Annotated in this window: 14 protein-coding genes; 8 read left to right on the forward strand and 6 right to left on the reverse strand. The window is 70.2% G+C overall.

From position 1 onward, the window contains the following. Positions 1–52: 52 nt before the first annotated feature. Positions 53–1,180, reverse strand: a complete 1,128-nt coding sequence (locus ACFYW7_RS05435; RefSeq protein ID WP_389498063.1) for a magnesium and cobalt transport protein CorA — start codon at positions 1,178–1,180, stop codon at positions 53–55. Between the two features lie 249 nt (positions 1,181–1,429). On the opposite strand from ACFYW7_RS05435, the gene ACFYW7_RS05440 reads away from it, so the two are divergent. Further along, positions 1,430–2,224: a class I SAM-dependent methyltransferase gene (locus ACFYW7_RS05440; RefSeq protein WP_389498065.1), complete on the forward strand. Its 795-nt coding sequence runs from the start codon at positions 1,430–1,432 to the stop codon at positions 2,222–2,224. A 123-nt stretch (positions 2,225–2,347) separates the two neighbouring features. Here the strand turns inward: ACFYW7_RS05440 and ACFYW7_RS05445 are convergent, their stop codons facing one another. From ACFYW7_RS05445 to fdhA, 3 genes are all read right to left on the reverse strand, one after another. Then, positions 2,348–3,460: a carbohydrate kinase family protein gene (locus tag ACFYW7_RS05445; RefSeq protein ID WP_389498067.1), complete on the reverse strand. Its 1,113-nt coding sequence runs from the start codon at positions 3,458–3,460 to the stop codon at positions 2,348–2,350. Further along, positions 3,457–4,362: a pseudouridine-5'-phosphate glycosidase gene (locus ACFYW7_RS05450; protein ID WP_389498069.1), complete on the reverse strand. Its 906-nt coding sequence runs from the start codon at positions 4,360–4,362 to the stop codon at positions 3,457–3,459. Before ACFYW7_RS05450 ends, ACFYW7_RS05445 begins: the two co-directional genes overlap by 4 nt. A 203-nt stretch (positions 4,363–4,565) precedes the next feature. After that, entirely contained in the window at positions 4,566–5,798 is a 1,233-nt protein-coding gene (fdhA, locus tag ACFYW7_RS05455; RefSeq protein ID WP_389498071.1) for a formaldehyde dehydrogenase, glutathione-independent, read from the reverse strand. Positions 5,799–5,988: 190 nt separating this feature from the next. Here fdhA and ACFYW7_RS05460 point away from each other — a divergent pair, with 190 nt between their 5' ends. Next, positions 5,989–6,351: a cupin domain-containing protein gene (locus tag ACFYW7_RS05460; RefSeq protein ID WP_389498074.1), complete on the forward strand. Its 363-nt coding sequence runs from the start codon at positions 5,989–5,991 to the stop codon at positions 6,349–6,351. A 67-nt stretch (positions 6,352–6,418) separates the two neighbouring features. On the opposite strand, the gene ACFYW7_RS05465 is transcribed toward ACFYW7_RS05460, so the two are convergent. Both ACFYW7_RS05465 and ACFYW7_RS05470 read right to left on the reverse strand, forming a co-directional pair. Then, positions 6,419–6,973: a methylated-DNA--[protein]-cysteine S-methyltransferase gene (locus ACFYW7_RS05465; RefSeq protein ID WP_389498077.1), complete on the reverse strand. Its 555-nt coding sequence runs from the start codon at positions 6,971–6,973 to the stop codon at positions 6,419–6,421. 77 nt (positions 6,974–7,050) lie between these two features. Next, a complete protein-coding gene (locus ACFYW7_RS05470; RefSeq protein ID WP_389498079.1) occupies positions 7,051–7,917 on the reverse strand; it encodes a glycerophosphodiester phosphodiesterase in 867 nt (288 codons plus the stop codon). A gap of 278 nt (positions 7,918–8,195) precedes the next feature. Here ACFYW7_RS05470 and ACFYW7_RS05475 point away from each other — a divergent pair, with 278 nt between their 5' ends. The 6 genes from ACFYW7_RS05475 (at position 8,196) to ACFYW7_RS05500 (ending at position 16,807) form a co-directional block, all read left to right on the forward strand. Continuing rightward, complete coding sequence (locus ACFYW7_RS05475) at positions 8,196–9,068, forward strand: MHYT domain-containing protein (RefSeq protein WP_389498081.1); 873 nt, start codon at positions 8,196–8,198, stop codon at positions 9,066–9,068. A 39-nt stretch (positions 9,069–9,107) separates the two neighbouring features. Then, a complete protein-coding gene (gene uvrB, locus ACFYW7_RS05480; RefSeq protein ID WP_389498083.1) occupies positions 9,108–11,240 on the forward strand; it encodes an excinuclease ABC subunit UvrB in 2,133 nt (710 codons plus the stop codon). 160 nt (positions 11,241–11,400) lie between these two features. After that, complete coding sequence (locus tag ACFYW7_RS05485; protein ID WP_389498085.1) at positions 11,401–11,979, forward strand: TerD family protein; 579 nt, start codon at positions 11,401–11,403, stop codon at positions 11,977–11,979. 43 nt (positions 11,980–12,022) lie between these two features. Next, on the forward strand, positions 12,023–14,053 hold the full coding sequence (locus tag ACFYW7_RS05490) for a TerD family protein (protein WP_389498087.1): 2,031 nt from the start codon (positions 12,023–12,025) through the stop codon (positions 14,051–14,053). Between the two features lie 313 nt (positions 14,054–14,366). Next, entirely contained in the window at positions 14,367–15,356 is a 990-nt protein-coding gene (locus ACFYW7_RS05495) for a TerC/Alx family metal homeostasis membrane protein (RefSeq protein WP_389498089.1), read from the forward strand. Positions 15,357–15,706: 350 nt separating this feature from the next. Further along, positions 15,707–16,807 (forward strand): calcium:proton antiporter, encoded by a 1,101-nt coding sequence (locus ACFYW7_RS05500; RefSeq protein WP_389498092.1) that lies wholly within the window; start codon positions 15,707–15,709, stop codon positions 16,805–16,807. Positions 16,808–16,809 lie beyond the last annotated feature (2 nt).

The following is a 16,809-nucleotide window of genomic DNA, read 5'->3' on the forward strand; positions in this document are numbered from 1 at the left end:
GCGTCGCGCTCTCGTCGGCCGTTCGTGCCGCTCGCGTCGGTCGGCGGACGCGTCAGAGCCAGCCGTTGCGCCTGAACCCCCGGTAGAGGACGAAGCAGCCGATGGATATGAAGCCGACGACGATCGGGTAGCCGAACCTCCAGTGCAGCTCGGGCATGTTGTCGAAGTTCATGCCGTACACCCCGCAGACCATGGTCGGTACGGCGATGACCGCCGCCCACGCCGTGATCTTCCGCATGTCCTCGTTCTGCCCCACCGTCACTTGCGCCAGATGCGCCTGCAGGATCGAGTTGGTCAGTTCGTCGAACGCGGCTATCTGCTCGGTCACCCTCAGCAGATGGTCGGAGACATCCCGGAAGTACGCCTGTATCTCCGGGTCGACCACGCGGATCGGCCGCGTCGCCAGCTCCTGCACCGGCCGGGCGAGCGGCACCACGGCCCGCTTCAGTTCGAGGAGTTCCCGCTTGAGCTGGTAGATACGGCCCGCGTCCGTGCGTGCGCCGTTCTCGGCGAACACATCAGCCTCGACCTGGTCGATGTCGGCCTGGACGGCGTCCGTGACGTTCACATAGTCGTCGACCACATGGTCGGCGATCGCGTGCAGGACCGCGGCCGGCCCCTTGGACAACTGCTGCGGATCGGACTCCAGCTCCTCGCGCAGCGGGCCGAGGGACCCGTGCCGTCCGTGCCGCACGGTGATGACGAAGTCCGGTCCGACGAACACCATGATCTCGCCGGTGTTCACCACTTCACTGGTCGCCGTCAGCTCCGTGTGTTCCACGTAGCAGACCGTTTTGAACACGGCGAACAGCGTGTCGCCGTACCCTTCCAGCTTCGGACGCTGATGTGCCTCGACGGCGTCCTCGACGGCCAGGGGATGCAGGTCGAACAGCTCGGCCACACCGGCGAACTCCACGTCGGTCGGCTCGTGCAGTCCGAGCCAGACGAATCCCTCGTCGCGCTTGCGGATCCGCTCCACGGTGTCGACCAGATCGCGCCCCTCGGGGATCCGGACGCCGTCCCGGTACGCCACGCAGTTGACCACGGACGAGCCCAGCGGCGACCGGGCCGGGTGACTCAGGTCGACACGGGTGCGCCGCCGCGTCAGCCGCGCCACCTTGCGGAGGCCGTCGACCGCACCCAGAGCGGTCACCCTCCGCAAATTCCCTGCCATGGACATCTGGATCTCCTCGTGTGGATCTCCTCGGGCCGCACTCTGCGCCTGGCGGGCCAGTCTGCCAGGCTTGGTCGGACCTCGGAAAAGGCTGTGGGAATGGAGCGTTCCGTTCCGTGTGTGCGACGCCCGGCCGACGCGACGGCGGGTGCCGGTGCTCGGCCCGACGCCAGGCACTGCGCCCTGGTGACGCGGGGGCGGGCGACGGGAGCGTCGGCCATTCCGGACAAGCGTGCCAACTGGGATGATCTCCCCATGACGCGAACCGACGGGTATCTCCTCGACAACCAGCAGACCGAGGCGGGACAGCGTTTCGACGCTTTCGCCACTCTCTTCGACCCCACGACGTTCCGGCACATGGAGCGCCTCGGCGTCGGGTCCGGATGGCGCTGCTGGGAGGTCGGGGCGGGTGGTACGTCTGTCGTGTCCTGGCTCGCGAAGAAGGTCGGTCCGACGGGGAAGGTCGTCGCGACCGACATCGACACCTCGTGGGCGGCCTCCGTCGCACGCGGGCCGATCGAGGTCCGCGTCCACGACGTGGGCGCCGAGGAGCCGCCGGGGGAGGGCTTCGACCTCGTGCACGCCCGGCTCGTACTGGTCCATGTGCCGGACCGGGACAGAGCGTTGCGGTCGATGATCAAGGCCCTGCGCCCCGGGGGCCGGCTCCTGGTCGAGGACGCCGACCCCGCTCTGCAGCCGCTGCTCTGCCCCGACGAGTTCGGCCCCGAGCAGCAACTGGCGAACCGGTTGCGCCAGGGCTTCCGCAAGCTGCTCGCCGAGCGCGGTGCCGACCTCGGTTACGGCCGTAAACTCCCGCGGCTGCTTCGGGACGAGGGACTGCGGGGCGTGGAGGCCGACGCGTATTTTCCGGTCACCTCACCCGCCTGCGACACGCTGGAGTCCGCGACGATCCGGCAGATCCGCGACCAGCTCGTCACCGCGGGTCTGGCCACCGAGGAGGAGATCGACCGGCATCTGGCGAACGTCGCCGCCGGGTCCATGGACCTGGCCACCGCGCCGATGATCTCGGCCTGGGGACGCAAGAACTGAGTACGGCGCGGAGCCGGGCCCGAGCCCACCCGGGCAGGCCCGCATGCGGTGGTGCGGCGGGTGCGGGAGACGCGGTGGACCGGTGGGTGTGGTCAGTGCGATAGCCCGGGTACAGGGGTGCGGTCAGCGGACCCCTGTCTCCTCCCCGTGACACGGCCGACGCTCCGACGGCGGTCGTCCGCCGACCCGCTCCACAGCCCGCGCCCCCGCCGCGCACCCGGCCTTCGCCGCCTCCTCGGCCCCGGCTCCCGAGAGCAGCGCGGCGAGGAACGCGCCGGTGAACGCGTCGCCGGCGCCCGTCGTGTCCTGAGGGGTCACGGGCAGGGCCGGCACCCGGGCCCGGACGGTTCCGGAACGGGCCACCAGGGCTCCGCCGTCCCCCTGCTTGGCGACCACCAGGGGGAATCGGCGGCTCAACTCGGCCGCCGCGCCGGCCGGATCGGGCAGCCCGGTCAGCAGGTACGCCTCGTCACGGCTGGGCAGCAGGACGTCCACGCCCTCGGAGAGTTCGAGGAAGCGGTCCACGCCCAGCTCGGTGAGGAACCCCGCCGACGCGGGGTCGAGGCTCACCGGCACGCCCCGCGCGCGCGTCGACTCCAGGGCCACCGACACCAGGGCGCGGCTCGGCCCGGAGAAGAACAGGTATCCCGACAGATGCAGCCGGGCGACCCCGTCGAGCAGCGCGGGCGACCAGTCGTCCGGCGCGAGCCGAAGAGACGCCCCGCTGTCCGTGAGGAACGTACGCTCCGCCGACGCGCCGGTGTCCACCAGACAGATCACCGTCCCCGTAGGCGCCTCCGGATCGGTGACCAGGAGCGGTCGTACGCCGCTCGCCGCGAGTTCTCGCTCGTGCCACGCGGCGGTCTCGCCGCCCACCCGGCCGAGCAGCCGCACGTCGGCACAGCCCTCGTACGCGGCCCAGCACGCCACATTGGCGCCCGCGCCGCCCGGTACGGTCCGGACGGCGGCGACCGTGTCGGTGCCGGACGCCAACGGTCCGCGATGCCGGGCCACGACGTCCGTGATCACGTCGCCGACGACGAGGAGGGCCCCCTCGGCGGCCCGCGCGCTCCACGCGGCCTCCGGGCCGTCCGCCCCGCCCCCGCGACCTCCCGGAAGACCCGGACGGAACCCGCCCGCGACCTCGCCCGCGGCCCGGCGATCCGCCGCGCCCGCACTGCCGCCCCGGCCAACAGCCGCGGGGCCGGTGCCCGGGTCGTCCCGGTCGCCGCTCACGCCCCTGCCCAGGCCGCCGCGATCCGCCCCGCGAGACGCACGTTGCCGCGTACCGCCGCCAGATTGGCGCCGAGGGAGGCGCCGTCCGTGTGCCGGACCAGATATCCGAGCAGGAACGGCGTCACCGCCTGTCCGGTCACACCCTCCGCCGCGCACGCCCGCAGGGCGTCGGCGAGTACGCGCGCGTGCAGCTCGGGATCGAGCTGCTCCTCCTCGGGAACGGGGTTCGCGACGATGAGCGACGACTCGGGCGCGTGCAGGGCGTCCTGAGCGCGCATCACCTCGGCCACCTGCTCCGGGGAGTCCAGGGTCCAGTCGACGGGGTGTCCCGAGTCGGACAGGTAGAAGCCGGGGAACCGGTCCGTGCCGTACCCGGCCACCGCCACGCCCAGCGTCTCCAGGCGCTGCAGCGTCGCCGGCACGTCCAGGATCGACTTGACGCCCGCGCACACCACCGTGATCCGGGTACGTGCCAGCAGCCCCAGGTCGGCGGACTCGTCCTGGGTCACCGTCCACTCACGGTGCACACCGCCGAGTCCTCCGGTCGCGAACACGCGTACCCCCGCGCGGGCCGCCAGCAGAGCGGTCGCGGACACGGTCGTCGCCCCGCTCGCCCCCGTGGCGACGGCCAGCGGCAGGTCGCGGTGCCCCAGCTTGCGGATCCCGTCCTCGTTGGCGACCCGCTCCAACTGCTCCTTGTCCAGACCGACCCGCGGCCGGCCGTCGAGGACGGCGATCGTCGCCGGTACGGCGCCCTCCCCGCGGACGACACCCTCCAGTTCGCGCGCGACCTGCAGATTCTGTGGGCGGGGCAGCCCGTGCGCGATGATCGTCGACTCCAGGGCCACCACCGGCCGGCGCGCTTCGAGCGCCTCCCGTACCTCTTCGGACACCACGATCACGCGTCTGCCTCCTGCCGTCGGACGGCCTTGCCCGTCTCCTGGATCTCTGGCGAGCGAGGCGCCCGGCCAAACCCTCGTGACCGACCGCGTACGGCACGGGCCCTGGGACACGGTGGACAACTCGCCACGTCTCGCCCCTGTCGTCCCCCGACAGGAGGAAGAGGTGCTCCACATGCGCGGGAGCACCCCTTCGCCTGGCCAGGTCAGACAGGCCGTACGCCGGCCAGTGCCCCATGGGGGTCGAGGACGTACTTGCGGCTGGCGCCCTGGTCGAACTCGGCATAGCCGCGCGGTGCGTCGTCCAGGCCGATCACGGTCGCGTTGACCGCCTTGGCGATGTGCACGCGCTCGTGCAGGATCGCCTTCATCAGCCCCCAGTGATACCGCATCACCGGACACTGACCCGTGGTGAACCGGTGGCTCTTGGCCCAGCCAAGCCCCAGGCGCACCTTCAGCGTGCCGGACTTCGCGTCCTGGTCGACCCCTCCGGGATCGTCCGTCACGTAGAGGCCCGGGATGCCGAGGGCGCCGCCCGCGCGGGTGAGCCCCATCAGCGAGTTGAGCACGGTCGCGGGCGCCTCCTGCGCGTCCCGGCCGTGCGCCCGGGCTTCGAAGCCCACCGCGTCCACGGCCGCGTCCACCTCGGGTTCGCCGAGGATCTGCGCGATCTGGTCCTCCAGGCCGCCCTGTGACACGTCGACGGTCTCGCAGCCGAAGCTCCGCGCCTGGGCGAGGCGTTCGGCGTTGAGGTCCCCGACGATGACGACCGCGGCACCCAGCAGTTGCGCCGACGCCGCCGCGGCCAGGCCGACCGGGCCCGCTCCGGCGACGTACACCGTCGAGCCGACCCCCGCACCGGCGGTGACCGCGCCGTGGAATCCGGTCGGGAAGATGTCCGACAGCATGGTCAGGTCCAGCAGCTTCTCCCGGGCCTGGTCGCGGTCGGGGAACTTCAGCAGGTTGAAGTCCGCGTACGGGACCATGGTGTACTCGGCCTGGCCGCCGACCCAGCCGCCCATGTCGACGTAGCCGTAGGCCGCCCCGGGGCGCGCCGGGTTGACGCTCAGGCAGATGCCCGTGTTGCGCTCCTTGCAGTTGCGGCACCGCCCGCAGGCGATGTTGAACGGCACCGAGACGATGTCCCCGACCTCGATGAACTCGACGTCCGGACCGCGCTCCAGCACCTCTCCGGTGATCTCGTGTCCGAGGACCAGCCCCTCGGGTGCGGTCGTGCGGCCCCGCACCATGTGCTGGTCGCTGCCGCAGATGTTGCTGGCGAGCACCTTGAGAATGACTCCGTGCCGGCATTTCCTGCCGACGTTCTCCGGAGCCACCCCCGGCCCGTCCTGCAGTTCAAGCGTCGGGTGGTCGATGGTCCTGACCTCCACCGCACCCGGCTTGAGATACGCGACTGCCCTGTTTCCGCTTCCGCTCATGACTGATCGCCGTCCCTTCGGCTCCGTGATTTCGGATGCCAGCGGCTGTGCGCAGGGCGGAGTCTGCTACCGGCCGACCGTTCCGGCCACCCTCCGCGTCAGGACTTTCCCGAACCGCGCCGCGGCGTCCGGACCGACGGAGCGCCCCTCACGGCGCCGGTCGCCGGGCGAGCACCTAGGGTGTCCGCTCATGACCATGAACTCCCGGACCACGCCGTCCTTCGCCGTGCACATTCCCGACGCCGAACTCGAGCCCGAACCGCTCGACCCCGCGCAGATCGTCTCCGGCGACCCCGTCGTGACGGGCAAGGTGCTGTGGGAGTCCGCCGACGGCAGGCAGATGCGCGGCATCTGGCAGATCACACCGGGTGTCGTGACCGACACCGAGGCGAACGAGCTCTTCGTGGTCGTCAGCGGCCGCGCCACCATCGAGGTGGAGGGCGGGGCCGTCATCGAGGTGGGCCCCGGCGACGCGGCGTTCCTGCGCGAGGGCGACCGTACGACGTGGACCGTCCACGAGACCCTTCGCAAGGCGTACCACATCAGTCTCTGAGGATCAGGCGCCCGGGGTGGGCGCGGGTCTCCGCGAGCGCCCCTCCTGTCCCGCCGTCGCCTCAGATTCAGAACAGCGGCTCGGGGAGCACCCCTTCCAGCGCCAGCAGCTTCCGCTTGGTCTCCAGACCGCCCCCGAAACCGCCGATTCCGCCGTCGCTCTCGACCACCCGGTGACACGGCACCACGACCGGCAGGGGATTCGAGCCCATCGCCACGCCCACGGCCTGCGCGGCCCCCGGCTGGCCGACCCGCCCGGCCAGATCTCCGTAGGCCACGACGGAACCGAAGGGAACGCCGGAGTCCAGCTCACGCAACACCTGACGGTTGAACCCCGAGACCAGGGACCAGTCGAGCAGCAGGTCGAAGTCGCGCCGCTCGCCCGCGAAGTAGGCCTCCAGCTGCCGTATCGCCTCGGCCAGCAACGGGGACCCGGGTGCCTCGACGGGCTCGCCGCCGAGCCGGGACCCGAGACGGTCCAGGGCCTTGTCGCGCACCGCGTCCGACGCGTGGAAGACGACGTTGACCAGGCCGTGGGGTGTCGCCGCGAGGAGCAGCGGACCGAGGTCCGTGCCGACGACGGTCCACACGACCTGCTGCTCGTTCCGCCTGTGGCTGTTCATGCGATCCACCGTACGGCCCGCCACTGACAACGCCGTGGGGCGGACGCCTGCCCGCGTCCGCGCCACGGATCGGGCTGTTACCTCAGGGCCCTGCGGACCACGTCGGGCACGTTCGTGATGACGCCGTCGGCGCCGAGACCCACCATGCGCCGCGCCGTGGCCGTGTCGTCCACGGTCCAGGCGAAGACCCTCATCGGACCGTGCGGACCGCGGAGGGCGTGGACCGCGGAGACGTAGTCGGACGACAACGTCGTGTGGTCGGGATTGATCTGGTCGGCGAACCTCGCGTACCTGGTCAGCCGCGCGACCGGCGGCGTCCCCAGGAAGGCCGTCGTGATGCCGGGCCGCAGCTCGTGCACCGTGCGGACGCTGTCCGCGCTGAAGCTCTGGACGATCAGCCTGTCCCTGAGATGCACCGGATCGAGCCAGCCCTCGTTGCTCAGGAGCTTGAGGGTCTGGCGCTCGATACCCGGATAGAGCTCGGGGTTCTTGATCTCCAGGACGAGTTTCTGGTGGTTGCGCGAGAGACGCTGCATGTACTTCCGCAACGTCGGCACGCGCTGGCCCGCGAACCGGGGGGCGAACCAGCTCCCGGCGTCCAGGCGGGCGATCTCGGCGGCGGTGAAGTCCTTGACCTTCCAGGGACGTCGACGGGGATAGACCGCCTCGACATCGGTCGTGCGTGCCAGGGAGGCGTCGTGGAGGACGACCAGGTGGCCGTCCCTGGTGCGCTGGACGTCGTTCTCGACCCAGTCGAACCCCAGCTGGGCCGCGCGGTCCACGGCGGCCAGGGTGTTCTCGGGAGCGTAGGCCGAGGCACCGCGGTGCGAGACGACCAGCGGAGCCCTGCTCCGGCCGTCGGCCTTGGCGTGCGGGCTGGGCAGTATCAAAGCGGTTCCCCCAAGAAGCGCGGCGGTCGTGGCGGCGGCAACGCGCGCGTGCATGCGTTCTCCTCGCGTCGGAGCGATCGCGGACAGTGCAAGACTGACAGCAGAGAGTCGCCACGAGGCGTAGGCGAGATGACCGCGGATTGAATGGAGTTGTCCAACTCCGCTCACGGGCGCGACACAAGTGGGGAGAGGTCGTGATTCTTTGCCGGATTATCGTTCGACCATTCCGGTGAGGGTCATACTCTCGCCTCAACCCGGGCAGCTCCGGCGGTCCGGAAGGCGGGGGTGTTCCGGGTGTTCCAGAAGTAACGGGGCGGGAAAGGCAGCCGCGCATGCAGGGCACGGTCGACGGCTTCACTTACGGCCTCGTCACACCGCTGGTGGCGTACTTCATGGCCTGCCTCGGCGGGGCGCTGGGACTTCGCTGCACCACCAGATCGATTCTCGTCGCCGGAACCTGGCGGGCCGGCTGGCTCGCGCTCGGGTCGGTCGCGATCGCCTCCGGCATCTGGACCATGCACTTCATCGCGATGATGGGATTCACGGTCGAGGAGACCCCCATCCACTACGACAAGCCGACGACGTTCGCGAGCCTGGGCGTCGCTGTCGTGATGGTCGGCGCAGGGATCTTCATCGTCGGCTGCCGGGGCGCCACCGGGGCGGCGCTCTTCACCGGGGGGACCGTCACCGGCCTGGGCGTCGCGTCGATGCACTACCTGGGCATGGCCGGAATGCGGCTCAACGGGAAACTCGAATACAACACCCTCACGGTCTCCGCCTCCGTCGTCATAGCCGTCGTCGCCGCCACCGCCGCTCTCTGGGCGGCGGGCCAGGTGCGGGGCTTTCTCTGGAGTGTGGGAGCGAGCCTCGTCATGGGGCTCGCCGTCAGCGGCATGCACTACATGGGCATGGCCGCCCTCAGCGTCCATCTGCACGGCCCCGCCGACGGCACCCCGTCGGGGGACTCGGCGGCGGCGCTGATCGCGCCCATGATGATCGGCCCCGTGGTCTTCCTCTGTCTTGCGGGCGCCGTCGTGATGTTCGACCCCCTGATGGTCCTGGACAAGCCCGCCCGACGCCCCGCGGAGATCGACCGACCAGGTGTCCCGGCCCGTTCCGTCGCCCCGCGCATCGGGCGTCCTCCGGCCGTCCGCCCCGTGCGGGAACGTCGGCCCCACCGTTCCCGGGCCCCGCAGAGCCGGTGATCCGGCCCGGTTGTCAGTGCGGGGTCGTACGGTGGATCCATGCGGCCCGTATCCAAGATCGAACGTTCGGTGGCGCCCTTCGAGGTCGTCAGCCCCTTCCAGCCGGGCGGTGACCAGCCCACGGCCATCGCCGACCTGGAGAAGCGCATCCGCGCGGGTGAGAAAGATGTCGTGCTTCTGGGTGCCACCGGCACCGGCAAATCCGCCACCACCGCCTGGATGATCGAGAAGCTCCAGCGCCCCACGCTCGTCATGGCACCGAACAAGACGCTGGCCGCCCAACTGGCCAACGAGTTCCGCGAGCTGCTGCCGAACAACGCCGTCGAGTACTTCGTCTCCTACTACGACTACTACCAGCCCGAGGCGTACGTCCCCCAGTCGGACACCTACATCGAGAAGGACTCCTCGATCAACGAGGAGGTGGAGCGGCTGCGCCACTCCGCGACCAACTCCCTGCTCACCCGCCGCGACGTCGTCGTGGTCGCCTCGGTGTCCTGCATCTACGGCCTCGGCACGCCGCAGGAGTACGTGGACCGCATGGTCAGCCTCAAGGTCGGCGACGAGATCGACCGCGACGACCTGCTGCGCCGCTTCGTCGACATCCAGTACACGCGCAACGACGTGGCCTTCGCGCGCGGCACCTTCCGGGTCCGCGGCGACACCATCGAGATCTTCCCGGTCTACGAGGAGCTCGCCGTCCGCATCGAGATGTTCGGCGACGAGATCGAGGCCCTGTCCACGCTGCACCCGCTCACCGGCGAGGTCATCAGCGACGACGACCAGGTCTACGTCTTCCCGGCGTCCCACTACGTGGCGGGTCCCGAACGCATGGAACGCGCCGTCAACGACATCGAGAAGGAACTGGGGGAGCGCCTCGCCGAACTGGACAAGCAGGGCAAGCTCCTGGAGGCCCAGCGCCTGCGCATGCGGACGACGTACGACATCGAGATGCTCCGCCAGATCGGCTCCTGCTCCGGTGTGGAGAACTACTCGATGCACTTCGACGGCCGCGAACGCGGATCGGCGCCGAACACGCTGATCGACTACTTCCCCGAAGACTTCCTGCTCGTCATCGACGAGTCGCACGTCACCGTTCCGCAGATCGGCGCGATGTACGAGGGCGACGCCTCCCGCAAGCGCACCCTCGTCGACCACGGCTTCCGGTTGCCCTCCACACTGGACAACCGCCCCCTGAAATGGGAGGAGTTCCAGAAGCGCATCGGTCAGACCGTCTATCTCTCGGCGACGCCGGGGCAGTACGAACTCTCCCGCTCGGACGGCAAGGTCGAGCAGATCATCCGCCCCACCGGCCTGATCGACCCCCAGGTCGTCGTCAAGCCCACCGAGGGCCAGATCGACGACCTGGTGCACGAGATCCGGGACCGCACCGAGAAGGACGAGCGCGTCCTTGTCACCACGCTCACCAAGAAGATGGCCGAGGACCTCACGGACTACTTCCTGGAACTGGGCATCCAGGTGCGCTACCTGCACAGTGACGTCGACACCCTGCGCCGCGTCGAGTTGCTGCGTGAACTGCGTGCCGGCGAATTCGACGTCCTGGTCGGCATCAACCTCCTGCGCGAGGGCCTCGACCTTCCCGAGGTCTCCCTGGTGGCGATCCTCGACGCGGACAAGGAGGGCTTCCTGCGCTCCGGAACCTCCCTGATCCAGACCATCGGCCGCGCGGCGCGCAACGTCTCCGGCCAGGTCCACATGTACGCCGACAGGATCACCCCGGCGATGGAGCGGGCCATCGAGGAGACCAACCGCCGCCGGGAGAAGCAGGTCGCCTACAACAAGGAGCGGGGCATCGACCCCCAGCCCCTCCGCAAGAAGATCAACGACATCGTGGCGCGGATCGCCCGCGAGGACGTCGACACCGAGCAGTTGCTCGGCTCCGGCTACCGCAAGGCGAAGGACGGCAAGGGCGCCAAGGCGCCCGTTCCCGCGCTGGGCGGCAAGGCGGCCCGTGCCGCCAAGTCCGCCCAGGGCAAGAGTGCCGTGCCGACCGATCGCCCGGCGGCCGAACTCACCGGGCAGATCGAGGAGCTGACGGAGCGGATGCGCGCCGCCGCGGCCGATCTCCAGTTCGAGATCGCGGCCCGGCTGCGCGACGAGGTCTCGGAGATGAAGAAGGAGCTGCGGCAGATGAGGGAGGCGGGACTGGCCTGACGGCCACGTCGACGGCGCCGGACCTCGGCCGATGCGCGCTGTGTTGCAAGACCGACACAAAGTGCGCCCCAGGGTTCGGCGCTGTCAGTGCCGCTGCGTAGGGTTCTGCTCATCCGCGTACTCCGCGGAAACAGGGGACAGTTCGAGAGGGGAACACCGCGTGACGGTCAACATGACCAAGGGTCAGGCCATCAGTCTGCAGAAGAACGACGGGGGCACGCTGACCGCGGTCCGTATGGGACTCGGATGGCAGGCAGCCCCCCGGCGCGGCCTGTTCGGCTCGCGCACCCGGGAGATCGACCTCGACGCCTCCGCCGTGCTGTTCGCGGACAAGCAGCCCGTCGACGTGGTGTTCTTCCGTCACCTCGTCAGCGACGACGGCTCGGTGAGGCACACCGGTGACAACCTGGTCGGCGGCGTGGGCCAGGGCGGTGACGACGAGGCCATCCTCGTCGACCTGCAGCGCGTCCCGGTCCACATCGACCAGATCATCTTCACGGTGAACTCCTTCACCGGTCAGACCTTCCAAGAGGTCACGAACGCGTTCTGCCGTCTCGTCGACGAGACCAACGGCCAGGAACTCGCCCGCTACACGCTCGCGGGCGGCGGCCAGTACACGGCCCAGATCATGGCGAAGGTGCACCGCGCCGGAACCGGCTGGCAGATGACGGCCCTCGGCACGCCGGCCAACGGCCGCACGTTCCAGGACCTGATGCCCGCGATCCTGCCGCACCTGTAGGCAGCCGACGCACACGCACGAAGCGACGTAGGGGGACAAGACGATGACGGCCGAGCTGGTCAGGGGGCAGAACCACCCGCTCTCCCAGGTCCGTCTCGAGGTCCGTGTCTCGGCCGGGAAGCCGATCGTGGCAGGAGCCACGCTCAGCGACGAGCAGGGCATGGTCCGAGGCGTCGAGTGGGTGGCCCACCCGGGCGCGCCCACGCTGCCCGGGCTCGAGGTCTCCAAACAGGCGGCGGCCGATCATCGTCTGGCCTTCGACCTGGAGGCCCTGCCCCCGACCGTGCACCGGGTCAGCGTGCTGCTCGCGCTGCCCACCGGGGTCGGCGGCCCGGTCCGCTTCGGCGGCGTCGCCGCCCCCTTCGTCGCGGTCACCGGACTCGACGGTTCGGAGATCGCCAGCTACACCCTCACCGGTCTGGACGCCGAGTCCGCCGTCGTGGCCCTGGAGCTCTACCGCAGGCAGGGCGCCTGGAAGGTCCGCGCCGTCGGCCAGGGCTACGCGGGCGGCCTCGCCGAACTCCTCACCGACCAAGGGCTCCCCGAGGCCCGGCAACTCGCGGGGACCATCAACGACGCGGTGGCGAAGGGCCTGGCCCGGGCCGTGGCCGCGCCCCCGCCCCGTACCCCGGAGGCGGACCGGTCACGGCAGGCGGCCACCTCGGCGCCGGGACCGGACCAGCCGTACGCGGCACCCGGAGCGCACGGCACCCCCGGTGCCGCGGCACCGCAGCAGTCCCCGTACGGCACGCCCGGTCCGCAGGGAGCCGGCGTACCGCAGACCGGTCGCGCCGCGGGCCCCGCGCAGCCCGACCCCTCGTCCGTCACCCAGCCGTCGTCGACCACCGGCGGTGGCTCGATCGACTACAGCCACCCCGGCCGGCAGACCGGCGCCCCGCCACCGCCCCCGCCGACCGCGCCCCCGGCGCAGCCCGGGCAGCCCGCCCAGCCGGTCGCGGGAGACGCGACCGGCTGGTCCATGGAGGAGCGGCTGTACAACCAGGTGTGGGGGATGTTCGAAGACCTGGCCAGGACCGTCGCCGCGTACCGCAGCGCCGTCGACTTCGCCGACTCGCGCATGGAGAAGGAACTCGACCACGTCCTCTCCGACCCGCGCAGCCGGATCGGTGGTCAGGGTGACGCCGCGCGCGAGGCCGCCCGCGCCAAGCACGCGCTCCTGGTCGATCAGGCCCGGGCCGTCCTCGACCGGGACCTGGCCCAGCTCACGGCCGAGGCCGAGGTCGTGGAGCCCGCGCTGCCGCTGGCCTACGCCCGCTGGGACAACCCGGTCTGGCACGGCTACCGCGTCCCCATGGAAGTGCCCATGGCGGTGCGGCTGGGCGACCTCAGCCTGTCCGAGAGCGAGAACCTGAGCATCCCCATGCTGGTGCGCCTCCCACTGGAGCGCGGTCTGTGGATCGACAGCGGTCGGGCCTCGCTGGACGGCACGCTCGCCGACTCCGGCCAGCTGCGCCGTCTCGCCATGGACACCGCCGTGGCGAACGCGGCCCGGCTGCTCGCGGTCTATCCCGTGGGCGAGTTGACCGTGCACGTCATCGATCCGGCCGGTGCCGCGGCCTCGTCCCTGGCTCCCCTGGTGCAGTCCGGGGTGCTCCACAGCCCGCCCGCCGTGGGTGCCGCGGGCGTCGCGGACGTACTGACCCGGCTCACCCAGCGCGTCGACCTGGTGCAGATGGCGTTGCGCGGGGGAGCGGCCGACTCGCTGCCCCCGGGCCTCGACACCGCCGAGCAGGTGCTGATCGTCAATGACTTCCCGCACGGCTTCGACGACCGCGCCGTGACCCAGCTCCGCTACCTGGCGGACGAGGGGCCGGCCGTGGGGGTCCACCTGATGATGGTGGCCGACCGCGAGGACGCGGCCGCGTACGGACCGCTGCTCGACCCCCTCTGGAGGTCGCTGCTGCGGATCACGCCGGTGCCCGACGACCATCTCGCCGACCCGTGGATCGGTCATGCGTGGACGTACGAACCCGCGCTCGTTCCCACGAACAGCCAGGTGCTCCAGCAGGTCCTCGCGCAGGTGGCGGCTGCCCGCCGGTCCTGGAACCGCTGACACCGACCCCTTTTTTACTTTCCCGACAGGGCTCAAGCCGCTCTGTCAAGCATCGGTAAAGTGCTCTGACCAGGTGTTTTGTACTTTTCTTTACCGACTCCTTTACCTTTCCTTGGTGATTCGGGTACTCTTTTTCCATACGGAGGGGAGTACTCCCTACCTGCTGCGACGCACCCGTCAATACGGATCGACCAGATCCCGGGGCGTCGGTCTGCGGGCTCCGGGCGCACCCAGCGCCCCGGCAGCCGCGGATGGAAGAGACCTCCGGTGGCGACGACGCTGAAATCTGCCGTTACGAACTGCCGGAGGCGCAGTGAATGTTTCCCTGACCCTGTGGGTCCTGACCATCGTGGGGCTGGCCGCACTGATCGCGGTCGACTTCTTCATCGGCCGCAAGCCGCACGACGTGTCCATCAAGGAAGCCGGAATCTGGACCGTCGTCTGGATCGCGCTCGCCGGACTGTTCGGACTCGGACTGCTCCTCTTCTCCGGCGGCGAGCCGGCCGGAGAGTTCTTCACGGGCTTCATCACCGAGAAGTCGCTGAGCGTCGACAACCTCTTCGTCTTCGTCCTGATCATGGCGAAGTTCGCGGTGCCCTCGAAATACCAGCAGCGCGTGCTCCTCGTGGGTGTCCTCATAGCCCTCGTCCTGCGGGCGATATTCATCGCCGCGGGTGCCGCGATCATCGCGAACTTCGCGTGGGTCTTCTACATCTTCGGCGCGTTCCTCATCTACACCGCCTGGAAGCTGATCCAGGAAGCCCGGGCCGACGAGGACGACGAGGAGTTCGAGGAGAACCGGCTGCTCAAGGCCGCCGAGCGGCGGTTCGGCGTGGCCGACCGCTATCACGGCACCAAACTGTGGATCCGGCAGAACGGCAAACGCGTCATGACGCCGATGCTGGTCGTGATGCTGGCGATCGGCACCACCGACGTGCTCTTCGCGCTCGACTCGATCCCCGCGATCTTCGGCCTGACCCAGGACCCGTACATCGTCTTCACGGCCAACGCGTTCGCGCTGATGGGTCTGCGACAGCTGTACTTCCTCATCGGCGGCCTGCTCAAGAAGCTGGTCCACCTCAGCTACGGCCTGTCGGTGATCCTCGGATTCATCGGCGTCAAACTCGTCCTGCACGCGCTCCACGAGTCCGGCGTCCACGTTCCCGAGATCTCCATCCCGGTCTCGCTCGGCGTGATCTGCGCGGTCCTCGTCGTCACCACGATCACGAGCCTGGCCGCCACCAGGAAGCAGGCGGCGCGCGAGCGGACCGAGAGCGCTCAGAAGGAGAGCGTCGACGTCTGACGACGTCGGCGAGGGCAGGGACGACCTCCCCCGGGAGCGGTGCGTGGCGCGTTGCCGACCACCGCTCCCGATGCTCGTCCGGATCCCGGGGGCGTCCCGACCGGGAACGCCCGGGCGGGGCGGTGGAGTCCACGAGGTCCGCGCGGATCGTCGACTTCGAGTCCGAGCGGACGCACGACATGCGTCCGCTCGGCCGGCAGGCCGAACGACGCTTGACCGACCGCGATGTTCGGGAGTCGCCCGAGCCGAAGCGGCCGTCCGTTCCTGGAGGCGGACTCCGTCGCCCAGCCCCGGAACGTGCCCCGTACCGCCGGAATGCGGGGCGCGCCGCCGACTGCGACGATCGCGTCATGATCGCTCGGCTCAGGTCGCTCACGAGGCAGTGGACCGTCGTGGTGCCCGTGATCGCGGTGGTGCTGCTGGCCTTCACCTGGGGGCGCGACCTGCCCGCCGCGGTCGTCGCCCTGGTGACGTTGGTCCTCGCGGGCTCGGTGCTCGCGGCGGTGCATCACGCCGAGGTCGTCGCCCACCGGGTGGGTGAACCCTTCGGCTCCCTCGTCCTCGCCGTAGCGGTCACGATCATCGAAGTCGCCCTCATCGTCACCCTGATGGCGGACGGCGGTGCCAAGAGTTCGACGCTGGCCCGCGACACCGTGTTCGCGGCTGTCATGATCACCTGCAACGGCATCGTCGGCGTGTGCCTGCTCGTCGCCTCCCTGCGTCACAGGCTTGCCGTCTTCAACGCGGAGGGCACCGGAGCCGCCCTCGCGACGGTCGCGACACTGGCCACGCTCAGTCTCGTCTTCCCGACCTTCACCACCAGCAAGCCGGGCCCGGAGTTCTCCACCGCGCAGCTCACCTTCGCCGCCCTCGCCTCCCTGGTCCTGTACGCCCTGTTCGTGACCACCCAGACGGTCCGGCACCGCGACTACTTCCTGCCGATCACCCGACTGGGTGAGGTCATCGACGCCGACGACCACGCCGACGCCCCGTCGGCCCGTCAGACGCGCGTCAGCCTGGGACTGCTCGGCCTGGCCCTGGTCGGTGTGGTCGGCCTCGCCAAAGGTGTCTCGCCCACCATCGAGTCCGGGGTCGAGGCGGCCGGTATGCCGCACTCCGTGGTCGGTGTGATCATCGCGCTTCTCGTACTGCTCCCCGAGACCATCGCCGCCCTGCGGTCCGCCCGCCGCGACCGGGTGCAGACCAGCCTGAACCTCGCCCTCGGCTCCGCGATGGCCAGCATCGGACTGACCATCCCCGCTGTCGCCCTGGCTTCTCTCTGGCTCTCCGGCCCCCTCGTTCTCGGGCTGGCCCCCACCGAGATGGTGCTGCTGGCGCTCACCGTCGTGGTGAGTTCCCTGACGGTCGTCCCGGGGCGGGCCACCCCGCTCCAGGGGGGCGTCCATCTGGTCGTGTTCGCGGCCTACCTGGAACTGGCCATCAACCCCTGACC

Origin of the sequence: Streptomyces sp. NPDC002580, from assembly GCF_042889485.1 — a bacterium.
In the GTDB taxonomy this organism is placed as follows: Bacteria; Actinomycetota; Actinomycetes; order Streptomycetales; family Streptomycetaceae; genus Streptomyces.

What these genes read in the sequence shown, in the direction of transcription:
- ACFYW7_RS05435 (WP_389498063.1), bottom strand. Translation starts at nt 1,180, where the DNA reads ATGTCCATGGCAGGGAATTTGCGGAGGGTGACCGCTCTGGGTGCGGTC.
- ACFYW7_RS05440 (WP_389498065.1), top strand. Translation starts at nt 1,430, where the DNA reads ATGACGCGAACCGACGGGTATCTCCTCGACAACCAGCAGACCGAGGCG.
- fdhA (WP_389498071.1), bottom strand. Translation starts at nt 5,798, where the DNA reads ATGAGCGGAAGCGGAAACAGGGCAGTCGCGTATCTCAAGCCGGGTGCG.
- ACFYW7_RS05460 (WP_389498074.1), top strand. Translation starts at nt 5,989, where the DNA reads ATGACCATGAACTCCCGGACCACGCCGTCCTTCGCCGTGCACATTCCC.
- ACFYW7_RS05465 (WP_389498077.1), bottom strand. Translation starts at nt 6,973, where the DNA reads ATGAACAGCCACAGGCGGAACGAGCAGCAGGTCGTGTGGACCGTCGTC.
- ACFYW7_RS05470 (WP_389498079.1), bottom strand. Translation starts at nt 7,917, where the DNA reads ATGCACGCGCGCGTTGCCGCCGCCACGACCGCCGCGCTTCTTGGGGGA.
- ACFYW7_RS05475 (WP_389498081.1), top strand. Translation starts at nt 8,196, where the DNA reads ATGCAGGGCACGGTCGACGGCTTCACTTACGGCCTCGTCACACCGCTG.
- uvrB (WP_389498083.1), top strand. Translation starts at nt 9,108, where the DNA reads ATGCGGCCCGTATCCAAGATCGAACGTTCGGTGGCGCCCTTCGAGGTC.
- ACFYW7_RS05490 (WP_389498087.1), top strand. Translation starts at nt 12,023, where the DNA reads ATGACGGCCGAGCTGGTCAGGGGGCAGAACCACCCGCTCTCCCAGGTC.
- ACFYW7_RS05500 (WP_389498092.1), top strand. Translation starts at nt 15,707, where the DNA reads ATGATCGCTCGGCTCAGGTCGCTCACGAGGCAGTGGACCGTCGTGGTG.